This window comes from Actinoplanes lutulentus (genome assembly GCF_003259845.1).
Lineage (GTDB): Bacteria > Actinomycetota > Actinomycetes > Mycobacteriales > Micromonosporaceae > Actinoplanes > Actinoplanes lutulentus.
The window spans coordinates 507,519-521,318 of record NZ_QLMJ01000004.1; the positions used below are offsets into that span (position 1 = coordinate 507,519).

Here is a 13,800-nt window from a genome sequence, read left to right on the forward strand (position 1 = left end):
GGTTGCGCTGCGTATACATCGACATGGACAGTCCGCAACCACCCTGGTACTAAGTAGAGCGTGCTGAGGGCGATCGAGTGGATCCTGCTGGGAGCAGGAAGCGTCGCCGCCATCCTGTACGGCGTGCGACGTCACCGACCGGCCCGCAAGGCCCCGTGGCTGCTGCTCGCCGGCGCGGTCGCGACGCTCAGTGCCGGTGACGTCTTCTACGCCTACCGGCGGATGGACCTCGCCGAGGTCTGCTACCTCGCGATGTTCGCCCTGGTCGTGGTCTGTCTGCTCCAGTTCACCCGGGACGGCTCGATGCTGGCCGACCGCGCCCGGCTGATCGACTTGGTCGCGTTCTCCTGCTCGACGCTGCTCGTCGTCTGGGTCTTCGTGATCGGCTCGGCCGGGCAGATGGGCGCGGTCAACGCCGCCGACGTGATCGGCGACCTGCTCCTGACCGGCGTCTCGGTCCGGCTGGTCCTGGCCGACCGTCGTAACGTCGCCGCGATCCTGCTGCTCGCCGGTGGGCTCGGCATGCTCGCCGGGGACATCTTCTATCCGCTGACCACGGGTTCGTTCGCCGCCGAGACGACGTACGTGGCCCTCTATCTCTGCTGGGGGCTGTCCGCGCTGCACCCGTCGATGGTCCGGCTCACCGAGCCGCGTCCGCCGGAACCCACCCCGTGGCGGATCCACTGGACCGTGCTGCTCGCCGCGTCGGCCGCCACGCCTCCGGCGGTGCTGCTCATCGAGGCTCTCAACAACGACGTCCGCGACGGGGTGGTGATCGCCGTCACCGGTGCGATCACGCTGCTGCTCACCATCACCCGCCTGGCCGACGCGATCCGTCAGCACAGTGCCGCGCTGAATCGGGAACGTGGTCTGCGTACCGCCAACACGGCCCTGGTCGCGGCGGCCGATCAGCCCGCGGTGGACGCGGCAGTGCGTACCGCGATCATCGGGCTGCTCCCGCCCGGCTCGGTCAGCCGCGTCCTGCTCGCCACCGACGACGGCCGCCTCGCCGCCGAGTCGCTGCCGCCCGCGCCCGCCGGATCCGGTTCGCGCAGCTGGTGGGCGCCGGCCGAGGACCCGGACGAGTGCGTTCTGATCTGCCCGCTGCGGCTGGAACCCCTCGCCGTGGCCCGGCCCAGCGGCGGCGCGCTCATCCTGACCGGCCGCAAAGAGGCACTGACCGCCTGCCGGGACGCTCTCGAAGTGCTGGCCGGCGAGACCGCTCTCGCTCTCGACCGGATCACCCTGGTCGAGGCGGTCGGCCGGCGCGACAGCGACCTCTACCTGCGCGCCGTGATCCGCAACACCGCCGAGATCATGGCGGTGATCGATTCCGATCACCGCATCCGCTATGCCAGCCCGGAACTCCGCCGCCTGCTCGGCGGCGACGAGCTGCCGCCGCTCATCGCCCTCGACGATCTGGTCCACCCCGACGACCAGGCGATGGTACGAGTGAGGCTGCGCGCCGAGGGCGACGGCAAAGTCTTCTGCGCACTGCGCCGTAAGGACGACACGCAGGCCTTCGTCGAGATGACGTACCGCGATCTGCGTGATGACCGGCTCGTGCAGGGTCTCGTGGTGACCATGAAGGACATCACCGACCGGCACGATCCCGGCGAGCGGGTGCCGTACCAGGAAGTCGGCGAGATGCCCGCCCAGGTGAACCGGCGCAGTGCGCAGCACAAGTTCCGCTTCTAACGGCCAAATGCCGGACCCCAATGGGGTCCGGCATTTAAGCCTTGGGTGTTGCCTGTGCCTTATCGGGTCAGGCGACGACGGCCACCGACACCGGCAACCAGCGCGACACCGATCGCGGCGAGCACGACCTGGAAGAAGAACTCGATCCAGTCGAAACCGGCGGTGTCAGCAACACCGGTAGCGCGGGCGATCACGGTGCCGAGCAGCGCTGCGACAACACCGACGACCAGCGTGAGCCAGAGCGGAATGTTCTGCTTGCCGGGGACCACGAGACGGCCCAGCGCGCCGATGATCAGACCGACGATCAGGGCGGTGATGATTCCGGTAACAGTCATTGGTTCCTCCTCGGGGGGTGGAGCATTTGTTGCGTCCGTCGAGCCCCAGAGTTCCCGACCCCCCGAGAAACCAAACCGCTTTTATTTTTTCGTTGATCCCTTGGTGTCAGCGCCCTCCGAGGTGGACAGCGCGGCGATGAAGGCTTCCTGCGGAACCTCCACGCGGCCGACCATCTTCATGCGCTTCTTGCCTTCCTTCTGCTTCTCCAGCAGCTTGCGCTTCCGGCTGATGTCACCGCCGTAGCACTTCGCCAGCACGTCCTTGCGGATCGCGCGGATCGTCTCGCGGGCGATGATCCGGCTGCCGATGGCGGCCTGAATCGGCACCTCGAACTGCTGCCTCGGAATGAGTTTCTGCAGCTTGGCGGCGATCGACGTGCCGTACGCGTAGGCCTTGTCCTTGTGGACGATCGCGCTGAACGCGTCCACCGGCTCACCGTGCAGCAGGATGTCCACCTTGACCAGATCGGCCGTCTGCTCGCCGGAGGGCTCGTAGTCCAGGGACGCGTACCCCTTGGTCTTGCTCTTCAGCTGGTCGAAGAAGTCGAAGATGATCTCGGCGAGGGGCAGGGTGTACCGGAGTTCCACTCGTTCGGTGGACAGGTACTCCATGCCAAGCATGATGCCGCGACGGCTCTGGCACAGCTCCATGACGGCGCCGACGAACTCGTTCGGCACCAGGACCGTGGCACGCACCACCGGCTCGTGGATCTCGGCGACCTTGCCGGCCGGGAACTCGCTCGGGTTCGTCACCGTCCTGAGCTCGGCGTCCTCGGTCATCACCTGGTAGACCACGTTCGGCGCGGTCGAGATCAGGTCGAGGCCGAACTCCCGTTCCAGGCGCTCGCCGATGATCTCCAGGTGCAGCAGGCCCAGGTATCCGACGCGGAAACCGAAGCCGAGTGCCGCCGAGGTCTCCGGCTCGTAGGTGAGCGCCGCGTCGTTCAGCTGGAGCTTGTCGAGCGCGTCGCGCAGCGCCGGGTAATCCGAGCCGTCGATCGGGTAGAGGCCCGAGTAGACCATCGGCTTCGGGTCCTTGTAACCGCCGAGGGCTTCCTTCGCGGGCCGCAGGCTCCGGGTGACGGTGTCACCGACCCGGGACTGGCGGACGTCCTTCACGCCGGTGATCAGGTAGCCGACCTCGCCGACGCCGAGCGCCTGGGCCTTCTCCATCTCGGGCGAGACGACACCGATCTCCAGGAGCTCGTGCACCGCTCCGGTGGACATCATCTTGATCTTGTCGCGAGCCTCGATCCGGCCGTCGATCACACGGACGTAGGTGACCACGCCGCGATAGACGTCGTAGACCGAGTCGAAGATCATCGCCCGGGCCGGTGCGTCAGCGTCGCCGATCGGGGGCGCGAGCTCCCGGACCACCACGTCGAGCAGGTGATCGACGCCGACGCCGGTCTTGCCCGAGACGCGCAGCACGTCGGCCGGGTCACAGCCGATCAGCTTGGCGAGCTCCTCGCCGTACTTCTCCGGCTGCGCCGCCGGCAGGTCGATCTTGTTGAGCACCGGGATGATGCGGAGGTCGTTCTCCATCGCCAGGTACAGGTTGGCGAGGGTCTGCGCCTCGATCCCCTGCGCGGCGTCGACCAGCAGGATCGCGCCCTCACAGGCGGCGAGGCTGCGGGAGACCTCATAGGTGAAGTCGACGTGCCCAGGGGTGTCGATCATGTTGAGGACGGCGGTCTCACCCTTGCGGTCGCCCTCGCGGACGGTCCAGGGCATGCGCACGGCCTGCGACTTGATGGTGATGCCGCGTTCGCGCTCGATGTCCATCCGGTCCAGGTACTGAGCGCGCATCTGGCGTGGGTCGACCACCCCGGTGATCTGCAGCATCCGGTCGGCCAGGGTCGACTTGCCGTGGTCGATGTGAGCGATGATGCAGAAGTTGCGGATGCGGCCGGGATCGGTCGATCCGATCACGTTCACGCCGGGGTCGAGCGGTCCAGGCACGGTCTTCCGTTCTTGTCGCGGTGAGGGTCACGCGTTCTTGTCGCGGTGCGGGTCATGCCGAGGAACAGAGTCGGCACCCCTATCGTCCCACGTCCGCGAGGAGCGATCGGAGCACACCCGATCGAGCGCCGCCTCGGCCGGGTCAGATCATTTCGAGAGCGGCGTGCGATGCCGATGGCAGCTCGACCGTGACCGGGTCGCCGGGGCGGACCGGGCCGCCTCGCAGCACGACCGCCATCACGCCGGCCTTGCGCACCACGTCGCCCTGCTCATCCCGCCCGAGGACCTCCTTGAGCAGGCCGGGCCGGAACCCGTTGATCTGCGCACACGGGTTACGCAACCCGGCCAGGACGATCGCGGGCCGGGCGTCCTCGCCGCTCGCCACGTCACGGCGAACGGCCTCCGCGACAGCGTCCGCGGCCCGCGCGGTCGCCGGGTCGAGCGTGGCCGCCGAGGCGGCGGCGAGAACCGGGTCGACGGGGTGCTCACCGGTCTCCTCGGCTTTTGTGCCACCGGCGACCGCCTCACCGAAGCGCAGGATTGTGCCGCGTGGGAGGCCGAGCAGGTCCAGGCCGGTGGTCGTCACGTTCTCCCCCAGCCCGCCGGCCGGAACCTCGTACCCTTTCCCCGCCACCTCCTCGAAGAGCTCCGCGTGGATCAGGTGGACCTGTCGCAGGTTCGGCTGCGTCGGGTCCAGCGCCACCCGGCTGCGGTGCCGAACATTGACCCCGGCGTGGATGTCACCCTCCACGCCGAAGCCGGCGACCAGCACGATCTCGTCCCGGTTCGGCTTGGTGAAGGTGTAGGCGTCGTTACGGCTGACTGCGGTGACAGTCCCATGCTCAGCGCTCATGCCACCGAGTCTGCCGAACCCGGCAACCGTTTCAAGCCCCGATCCGGGAGCCTGCCAGTCCGGGGGCTCCTCAGTCCCAGGGCTCCTCAGTCTGGGGGTCCCTCAGTCCGGGGGCTCCTCAGTCCGGGGGTTCGAGGAAGAGTTCGGACAGCCGGGGCAGCCGGCGGCGCATCTCGTCCTCGTTGTCGAAGTCCCACAGGTCGGCGACCTCCGGGCGGGTGCGCGGCGGATCCTCGTCGGCCGCCAGCGGCTTGCCTGTCGCTTTCTCATAGGCCCGGGCGGCGATGGTCAGCACCTCCTCGGCCTCGAAGACCGCGCCACTCTCCGCGGCGGCACGCACCGCCGGCATGCCTGCCAGCACGTCAGGCGACTGCACCGAGGCGGCGACCGCTTTGCGCCCGTGCGCGACGAGCCAGCCCCGGAAGTTGTCGAAGCCCTCCTCGGTGCACCCGCCGTTGATCAGATAGGCGGCGGCCCACAAATCTTCCTTGCCGGAGGCGACGAGCACCTTCTCCAGGTGGCGGCCCCAGGCGACGATCTCCTCGGGGTCGTGCGTGGCCAGGTCGGCGACGGCCCGCTCGGCCACATCGGCCGGTGAGGCGGGCCGCTCCGCGGTGGCGCGGTCGACGACCGCCCAGAAATCGTCGGTTCTCATACCTGGATCCTCGCAGCCCGGTATGACAATCCACATATGGAGATCCGGCCGGTCACGCTTCCTGACGTACCGTACGACGCTACTTCCGTACGCCCGGAATGGAGCGACCTGCCGCGAAGAGTGCGTGAAGTGATCAGCGTGCGCCTCGCCTCGCCGGTTGTCGCCGCGCGGAGCGCAGGCGGCGGATTCACCCGTGCGTTCGCCGCGGTCCTCACCACCGAGGCCGGCAGCAGCACGTTCGTGAAGGCGGCGCCGCTGCGCGAACCGGCCTCCGAGTGGTACGCCCGGGAGGCCGCCATCACCCACGCCCTGCCGGATTCGGTCAGGGCCGCCCGGCCGCGCTGGACCCTCGCCGAGGCCGGCTGGTACGCCCTGGGCCTGGACGCGATCGACGGCCGGATCCCGTCACTGCCCTGGAGCAGGCTTCACGTGGAATCCGCCCTGGAAGCGTGGTCGACAGCCGCCGCGGCCCTGGCGACACCACCGCCTTCACTGAACGGGCTTCCACCGCTCCCATCGATCCTGCGCGCCGAGATGTCCTGGTGGCAGCTGATCGAATCCGGTCATGAGCGGATGCCGTCAACCGCCCGCGAAACGACCGCCGCATCCCGGCTGGGTGAGCTGGCAGCCCTTGAACGCGCCCTGCCCGCCCTGGCCGCCGGCACCGGCATGTGCCACGGCGACCTGCGCGTCGACAACGTCATGATCGACAACTCCGGCACGGCCTGGCTCTGCGACTGGACCTGGCCCTGCCTCGGCGCACCCTGGTACGACACGGTCACGCTGCTGGTCAGCGCGTACGCCAGCGGTCTGGACGTGGACGCGTACCTCCGCCCCTGGAACCCGCCCCCGGACGGCGTGGACGGCGCTCTGGCCGCGCTGGCGGGGTACTGGCTGGTACGCGCTGCCGACGGACCCAGCAGCGCCTCGCCGCACAGCCGCCAGCATCAGCGCTTCAGCGGCACCCAAGCCCTGTCCTGGCTGGCCGAACGCCGTGGCTGGCCGTCACCGTGATCGGGGTCGTTTCGGAGCCATTTCGGAGCCGTTTTGGCGGCTCGCAGGGGTGCTGGTAGTCTCGAACCTCGCGTGTGGTGACACGGTGTTGTCAGCTGCCAACGGCAGCCGACAGAGGTGGACCACCGCGAGAGACCGTTTTCCGAACCTAGTCAGGACAAGGCTGTCGCGTGGCGAACATCAAGTCCCAGATCAAGCGCAACCGGCAGAACGAGAAGGCCCGTCTGCGCAACAAGTCGGTCAAGTCTTCGCTGAAGACCGTGATCCGCAAGCTGCACGAGGCGAGTGACTCGGGTAACACCGAGTCGGCCACCGCGCTGCTGCGTGCCGCTTCGCGTCAGCTCGACAAGGCTGTCAGCAAGGGCGTCATCCACAAGAACCAGGCGGCCAACCGCAAGTCGGCCATCGCTAAGAAGATCGCCTCGCTGTCCGCCTGATCCTCTCGTTCCGGATCAGGTCACGGCCGCACGGAAGCGGCCAGTGACAACGCCCACTTGGCGGTGGGCAAGCTTTGCGAAAGCCGGTCACCCTTTACAGGGCGACCGGCTTTCGCCATGCCCGGGTACGCCTCCTCGGCGCCGCAACGGGACCCAGCCGGGTGCCATAGGTCGCCTCCCGGGGTACGAGGCCGGTGAACGTTTCTGGACGACGCACTAGGCAGCCACCGCCCGGATGACGACCCCTCGAGTTTCGCCATGCTGTGGGTCGGTAGCGGGTTCTGGCGTCTCTCCTTGCTGGGTGCCGTCCGGATCTTGTGCGGTTCGGCCGTCCGTTCGACCGCAAACTCACAAGATTGCGGGAAGGCCGCCTGTGGCATGGTCCGCGAGCAATTTGGTCACGCGCTGCAACGATCAAAGGTGAAAAGTGCCGAATCTTGGAGACCTGTGGAGGCCAGAGCACGGACCGTTCGCGGCAAACTCCCCAAGATCGGCCAGCGCTAGGTCAGCGCTATTCGATCTTGAAGAGTTGAGCGGACACGTATCCGCGAAAGTCAACAAGATCGCCGCCAGCCGCGCGCCCAGCTCCCGGTCTCTGGCGACTCTCCTTGCGAGGTGCCGTCCGGATCTTGTGCGGTACGGCCGTCCGTTCGACCGCAAACTCACAAGATTGCGGGAAGGCCGCCTGTGGCATGTCGACTTCGGGTGGTCCGCGAGGACTTTGGTCACGCGCTGCAACCATTAAAGGTGAAAAGTGCCGAATCTTGGAGACCTGTGGAGGCCAGAGCACCCGCAGGCCTCCAAGATTCGGCCGGTGACGGCGGCGCTCTGCGGCTGGCGCTCACCCTCCGTGACGGTTCGGTGAGGCGAGTGGCGCCTTCTAGCTGTCCGGCCACAGTTGGCGTGGTCGCTTTTCGTGCAGCACGCCGTGAGGCTGAGCCCAGGCCGGCGCTCGGACTGACGCCTGGTGGGACACGAGGTTCCTATCGAAAGCGTCCCTGATCTGGGGCCGCCCAGTTCCGCAACGGCGAAAGTCGAGCTGACCGAACTCGCCAGGAGCCGCATAAGACCGACGCGGACAATGCCAGCAACGGAAACAGCACAACCGATGCGGCGAGAGAGCCCGGGCGGGCCGAAGTGGCTCTGGGCTGCACGCGAGCCCGGGACCTGGGCGGTCACCGGGCTCGTGTGGTGCTGTCGTCTGCTTGTTCGTAGCGGCGGACCGCTGCTCACTCGTATTGGTGGGCCGCCTGCTTACTCGTAGCGGCGGGCTGCGGCCTGGCGGGCCATCTGTTGCCTGACGTCGAGCTGGTCTGCCCACTGCCGCCGCGCCGGGGCGCCCACGGCGGGGACTCCTGGGCGGGGCTGGCCGTCGGCATGCGCATAGTTCGCTGCCGGGCCATAGCCGTTCTGGCCGCCGGGATATCCGGGATCGCCGTAGCCGTCGCCCGCGTTCGCACCGGCGTAGCCAAAGCCGCTCGGCACCTGCCCGAAGCCGCCCGGCGCCTGACCAAGACCGCCCGGCGTCTGCTCGAAACTGCCCGGGGCCTGCCCGTAGCTACCCGGGGCCTGCCCGTAGCTACCTTGCGCCTGCCCGAAGCCGCCCGGGGCCTGCCCTGCCCCGGAAAGCCCGAACACCGCGCCGTTGCCCTGCGCATGACCGGGCTGACCCGAGCCCGCGAAACCGTAGCCACGCTGGTCAGCGCCGGCGATTTCAAAGCCAGGCTGCTCCGCACCCACCAGGCCGTAGCCCGGCTGATCGGCACCCGCCAGGCCGTAGCCGGCGGGCTGGTCCGCGCCCGCTGAGCCGTAACCGGGCTGTGCCGCCTGGCCGTAGCCACTGAAAATCGATGCGGGCTGTTCGTGGTCGGCCGGGCTGAACTGTCTCGGGTTCTGATCCGAGCCCGGGAACCCGAACAGCGCACCGGTCTGCTCGGAGCCGCTGGACGCGAAGCCGAAGCCCAGGCCGGTCATCCGGTGCTCCACGGCCGGCGCCGCGCCGGTGATCATGGTCTGCGCCTGGCTGAAAGCGGAGTCGTCGTCGTGGGAGTCCGGCATTGCGGCTGAGCGCAGCACCGAAGCGCGGACCGTCGTCGGGTCGGCGACCACGTGCTGGTGGGTCAGGGCTCCGGCGATCAGGTCGTTGAACTTGACCATCAGAGCCACGGTGATCGGCAGCACCAGCACGCCCCACCAGCTGACCAGCTCGGCCAGTGCCAGCAGGATGCCGAGCACCAGCGTGCCCTCCAGGAAGACGAAACAGAGCAGGCCGCTCGGGGCGAGGTGGCGCAGGCGCAGCGTCCTCGCGTACAGAGGCTGGTTGGCGATCTCTGCCCGCCTTGATCGAACCGTCCTGGTCACCGAGCACCACCGTTCCGCCGGGCCGCCGCCACTGCGAAGACCGCTTGCTCCAACGCGTAACCGCGGTCTTCCGCTCCGCCCTTGACCGCCGCGTTGCAATCCGCGGCGGCACGCATGGCGTCGATCAGACCGTCGGGGGTCCAGCCGCGGCTGCGCTCCTGCGCCCGCTGGATCTTCCAGGCCGGCATGCCCAATGTGCTCGCCAGCTGGTAGGGGTTGCCGCGGCCGGCCGAGGCCACCCGCGCCACGGTCCGCACGCCGTCGGCGAGAGCGTCCGCGATCGGCACCGGGTCGACGCCGACGTGCAGCGCCCAGCGCAGTGCTTCGAGCGCGCCGGGCAGATCACCGACCATCGCGGCGTCGGCCACCGTGAAGCCGCTGACCTCGGCGCGGCCCTTGTAGTAACGCGCCACCACCGCCTCGCTGATCTTGCCGTCTGTGTCGGCGAGCAGCTGGGAGCAGGCCGCGGCGATCTCGCGCAGGTCGTTGCCGACCGCGGCGAGCAGCGCGGATGCGGCCGCCTCGTCACAGCGGGCGCCGTTGCGCCGGAACTCGTCCCGGACGAAGGCGATCCGCTCGCGGTCACCTTTCAGCTTTGCCGCGGGCACGACCTCGGCACCGGCGGCCCGCAGACCGTCGGCGAACGCCTTGCCCTTGGCACCGCCCACGTGGGCGACGATCAAGGTCACGTCCGGGTCGGGGTTTTTCGCGTACGCAAGAAGGGCTGTTGTCAGGTCTTTGCGCGCGTCTTGTCCGCTTTTGATCACAAGCACCCGGCGGCCTCCGAAGAGGGACGGGCTCAGCATCTCGGCGACCTCGCCGGCGGCCAGAGCTCCCGCTTCATATTCCCGGACGTCGGCGCCGGGATCGGCGGCTCGGGCAGCCTCGACCGCCGCGGCGATGGCGCGGGCGGCGAGCAGCTCCTCATCACCTTGGACGAGCAGCAAAGACGAATTCACGCTCAACATCGTCGCACGCGCCACCGACAAGTCAGCGTGGCTCACTCCTTCGCGCATCAACGCCGATCACCGAACGCGAAACCAGACATATCGGCGGTCAAAGATGAACTGCCGCCCGTACAGTCTGCTGCCCAGGCCGAATCGGCCCATAACTCTTCCGTGGTGTTTCGTCCGTTATTGAGCACTATCATCCGTGATGTCCGCGAAAATGCATCCCCGCGCCGGGCGTGTCGTCACGCGTACCCGATCTGGTGATCACGCGGGAGGGTCGCCGCGGGCGGCGACCGCCAACCCGCCGGGCGCGGCCACCGCGGCGATGTCACCCATTTCATCGGTACGCAGAACGCGCGCACCGTCCCGGACAAGAAGACTCAGCAGCGGCCCGTTCGGGTGCCCGTAATCGTTGTCCCGCCCCGCCGAGACCAGCGCCACCGCCGGATCCACCGCGTCCAGCAACTCGGCCGACTGCAGTGCGCTGCCGTGATGTGCGACCTTGAGCACGTCCGCGCGCAGGCCGGCCGGGCCGAACCGGCTCACCAGATCATCCTGCTGCTCGGTCTCCGCGTCGCCGAGCAGCAGCACACTGCGCCCGCTGACCACGGCCCGCAGGATCAGCGAGTTGTTGTTCGGGTCGGAGTTGGTGCCGCGCAACGGCACGCCGGGGCCGAGCACGTCGAGACGCAGCTCGCCGATCGTCCAGGTCCAGCCGGGCCCGGCCACGCGAAGCGCCACACCGGCCTCGCCCGCTGCCGACTCCACGGCGGACCGGCCGGCGGCGGGCTCCGGCCAGTCCGGGCCGATCACCGCGTTCACCCGGCGGTCGCGGAACACCCCGCTCACCCCGCCGATGTGGTCGGCATGGAAGTGACTGACCGCGAGGAGTACGACTTCGCGTACGCCGAGCCGCCGCAGGCACCGGTCGACAGCGTCCGGTTCCGGCCCCGCGTCGATGACCACGGCCCGGCCGGCGCCCGCCGGGAGCACCACGGCGTCGCCCTGGCCGACCGCGCACGCCACGACCAGCCATTGCGGTGGCGGCCAGCCGGAGGCGAGAAGGCGTACCGGAAGGGCACCGAGCATCGCGCCCAGCGCGACGATCGCTGCGAGCCGGCGGACGACGGCCTTGCGCGCCGCGACCAGGAACGCCACCGTGACCACCGCGAGCAGCAGGCCACCGGTGGCACCACCCGGCCAGGGCACGGCGCCGGACGGCACCCGGGCGCCGGTGTGCGCCACCAGCACGAGCCAGGCGGTGGGCCAGTGCCCGATCCAGGCGAGGAACTCGGCGGCGGCCGGCCAGAACGGCGAGATCACCGCCGCCGCGACCCCGGCCAGCGTGGCCGGGGCGATGGCCGGCACTGCCAAGAGGTTGGCGGGTACCGAGATCAGGCTGATCGTTCCGGACAGCGCGGTGACCACCGGGCCGCACGCCACCTGCGCGGCGGCCGGCACCGCGAGAGCCTCGGCGACACCGGCCGGGCAGCCGCGCCGCCGCAGGCCGTCCCGCCACACCGGCGCGAGCAGGAGCAGACCCGCGGTGGCCAGCACGGAGAGGGCGAAGCCGGCGTCGGCGGCGAGTTCCGGGTCGGCGGCGAGCAGGACGGCGGCCGCCGCGGCGAGCGCGGGAACGGCGGCCCGTTGCCGGCCCGACGCCAGCGCCAGAAGACCGATCGTGCCCATCGCGCCGGCCCGGACCACACTCGGCGACGGCCGAGCCAGCAGCACAAACCCGACCAGCGCTACGGCGCACACGACCGCGCAGATCAGCGGCCCGGCGCGGGTTCGACGCACGAGAAAGAGCACAACGCCGATCAAAATAGCGACGTTCGTTCCGGACACAGCGGTCAGATGTGTCATTCCGGTGGTGCGGAACTCCTCTTCCAGCGCCGGATCCAGCCTGCTCGTGTCACCGACGACCAGGCCGGGAAGCAATCCGCCGGGTTTGTCCGGCAACGGCTCGCAGGCCCGCTGAAGCCCGTCCCGCAGCACACCGGCACCCCGCTGCGCCCACGACGGCCTCCCCCGCAACTCCGGCGGCTTGCGCGCGGAGATCACTGCCGCCCGCAGGTCACCGGGCCGCGGCGGCATCAGACGTCCGACAGTGATCACCCGCTGCCCGGGCAGCAGCCCCCGCCAGCCAGGATCGGAGCCGAGAACCAGCGCGCGTGCGGCCAGGCGGACCGGCGCGGCCTCTCCGGCCTTGACGGTACGGAGTTCGACAGCGACCAGATAAGTCGGCGGCCCAGCACCCCCGGGCAGCAGCCGCGGGTCGTCCCGGACGATGAGTTCCACCTCGACGGGCTCGCCGGATTCCAGCAGCGCGACGAGAGCGGGCGCTTCCCGCACCGACAGCCGGGCCGCCGTGGAGATCGCGCCACACCCCGCCCCGAGCACCACCGCCACCGCGATCCACCGCGCCGCCCGGAGCTGCCGGCGGAGCAGCACCAGGATGCCGGCCGCGATCAGGCCGGCGGCTCCGAGGAACAGGCCCAGCCCGGCGGACAGGTGCAGCGCGGCCAGCGACGCGAGCCAGATGCCCAGGGTGAACCCGGCCAGACGCAGATCCGGCATCCGCCGCTCAACAAGAAGCGTCATCCGACCGTGACCAGTTCTTTGAGCTGCTCGTAGCGGGCATCGCCGATGCCGTCGACCTTGCGGAGGTCGGCTACCGACGTGAAGCCGCCCTGCGCGTCCCGGGCGTCGAGGATTCGCTGGGCCAGCACCGGACCGACTCCCGGCAACGCGTCCAGGTCGCCGAGATCGGCGGTGTTGAGGTTCAGCGGGCCGCCGGACCCGGCGGGTGGGGGGACGCCGGGGACCGTGACCGTCCCCGGTGGTGGCGTCACGCCCACCATGATCAGTTCGCCGTCGGTGACCTTGCGGGCCAGGTTGAGCGCGGCCACGTCGACGCCGGGTTCCGCACCACCGGCACCGGCGATGGCGTCCGCGACCCTGGCGCCGGGCGGCAATCGGACGAGGCCCGGCTTGCGCACCTTGCCACCGACCGCGACGACCACCTCAGTGGTCGCCCCGCTGCCGCCGGGCGCCGGCACCACGCCGGCCTCAGGCTGAGACGACGCGAACACGGGTGGCACCGGGATGTCGATGTCGTCCACGCGCGGCCGAGAACGCCAGGCCAGAAACCCCGCGACCAGGATCACCACGACAGCGACGGCCGCAAGAGCCCGCACACCGGGCCGCCCCGGGTCGAAGGCCTGCGCCCAGGACCGCTTCTCACCACCGAACGCCCCGGCCCCACTCAACCGCTCGTCGCCAAGCGAGGGCTTCTCCCGCAGGTCCTCCCAGGCATAGGCGGCCAGGTCCGGACCGGCCGGCTCGGGGGCCTGCCGCCGCAGCGGAGCATCCCAGGGAAAACCGTCCGGCTCAGCCCACGCCGGAGCGGGCGGAGGGCCGGGCGGCCGAGGCGGGGGCGCACCCGGTGGGGTTGACCACGCTGTTCCGGAGGGGAAGTCTGGCGAGCCGGCGCCGTGCCCGTCGCCGCCCGGGGCCGGCTCGCCACCGGGAG

Annotated in this window: 11 protein-coding genes; 3 read left to right on the plus strand and 8 right to left on the minus strand. The window is 69.9% G+C overall.

Annotated elements, in window-relative coordinates; translation table 11 throughout:
• Positions 1-60: 60 nt before the first annotated feature.
• Positions 61-1,698: a PAS domain S-box protein gene (locus tag B0I29_RS12705; RefSeq protein ID WP_111649103.1), complete on the plus strand. Its 1,638-nt coding sequence runs from the start codon at positions 61-63 to the stop codon at positions 1,696-1,698.
• Positions 1,699-1,757: 59 nt separating this feature from the next.
• Here the strand turns inward: B0I29_RS12705 and B0I29_RS12710 are convergent, their stop codons facing one another.
• From B0I29_RS12710 to B0I29_RS12725, 4 genes are all read right to left on the minus strand, one after another.
• Complete coding sequence (locus B0I29_RS12710) at positions 1,758-2,033, minus strand: GlsB/YeaQ/YmgE family stress response membrane protein (RefSeq protein ID WP_111649104.1); 276 nt, start codon at positions 2,031-2,033, stop codon at positions 1,758-1,760.
• 81 nt (positions 2,034-2,114) lie between these two features.
• The gene (gene lepA / locus B0I29_RS12715; protein WP_111649105.1) at positions 2,115-3,995 is read right to left on the minus strand and encodes a translation elongation factor 4; all 1,881 of its coding nucleotides are present in this window, start codon (positions 3,993-3,995) and stop codon (positions 2,115-2,117) included.
• A 142-nt stretch (positions 3,996-4,137) separates the two neighbouring features.
• A complete protein-coding gene (locus B0I29_RS12720; RefSeq protein ID WP_111649106.1) occupies positions 4,138-4,848 on the minus strand; it encodes an MOSC domain-containing protein in 711 nt (236 codons plus the stop codon).
• Between the two features lie 118 nt (positions 4,849-4,966).
• Positions 4,967-5,503: a DUF4240 domain-containing protein gene (locus B0I29_RS12725; RefSeq protein WP_111649107.1), complete on the minus strand. Its 537-nt coding sequence runs from the start codon at positions 5,501-5,503 to the stop codon at positions 4,967-4,969.
• A gap of 36 nt (positions 5,504-5,539) precedes the next feature.
• Here B0I29_RS12725 and B0I29_RS12730 point away from each other — a divergent pair, with 36 nt between their 5' ends.
• Positions 5,540-6,517 (plus strand): phosphotransferase, encoded by a 978-nt coding sequence (locus B0I29_RS12730; protein ID WP_111649108.1) that lies wholly within the window; start codon positions 5,540-5,542, stop codon positions 6,515-6,517.
• 170 nt (positions 6,518-6,687) lie between these two features.
• Positions 6,688-6,954, plus strand: a complete 267-nt coding sequence (gene rpsT / locus B0I29_RS12735) for a 30S ribosomal protein S20 (RefSeq protein WP_111649109.1) — start codon at positions 6,688-6,690, stop codon at positions 6,952-6,954.
• 1,254 nt (positions 6,955-8,208) lie between these two features.
• On the opposite strand, the gene B0I29_RS47785 is transcribed toward rpsT, so the two are convergent.
• From B0I29_RS47785 to B0I29_RS46650, 4 genes are all read right to left on the minus strand, one after another.
• Positions 8,209-9,315 (minus strand): hypothetical protein, encoded by a 1,107-nt coding sequence (locus B0I29_RS47785; protein WP_111649110.1) that lies wholly within the window; start codon positions 9,313-9,315, stop codon positions 8,209-8,211.
• Complete coding sequence (gene holA / locus B0I29_RS12745) at positions 9,312-10,283, minus strand: DNA polymerase III subunit delta (RefSeq protein ID WP_111649191.1); 972 nt, start codon at positions 10,281-10,283, stop codon at positions 9,312-9,314. Before holA ends, B0I29_RS47785 begins: the two co-directional genes overlap by 4 nt.
• A gap of 246 nt (positions 10,284-10,529) precedes the next feature.
• Positions 10,530-12,869 carry a ComEC/Rec2 family competence protein gene (locus tag B0I29_RS12750; RefSeq protein WP_245972474.1) on the minus strand — a complete coding sequence of 780 codons (2,340 nt, stop codon included), beginning with the start codon at positions 12,867-12,869 and terminating at the stop codon, positions 10,530-10,532.
• Positions 12,866-13,630 (minus strand): ComEA family DNA-binding protein, encoded by a 765-nt coding sequence (locus B0I29_RS46650; RefSeq protein WP_375790589.1) that lies wholly within the window; start codon positions 13,628-13,630, stop codon positions 12,866-12,868. Before B0I29_RS46650 ends, B0I29_RS12750 begins: the two co-directional genes overlap by 4 nt.
• Between the last annotated feature and the right edge of the window lie 170 nt (positions 13,631-13,800).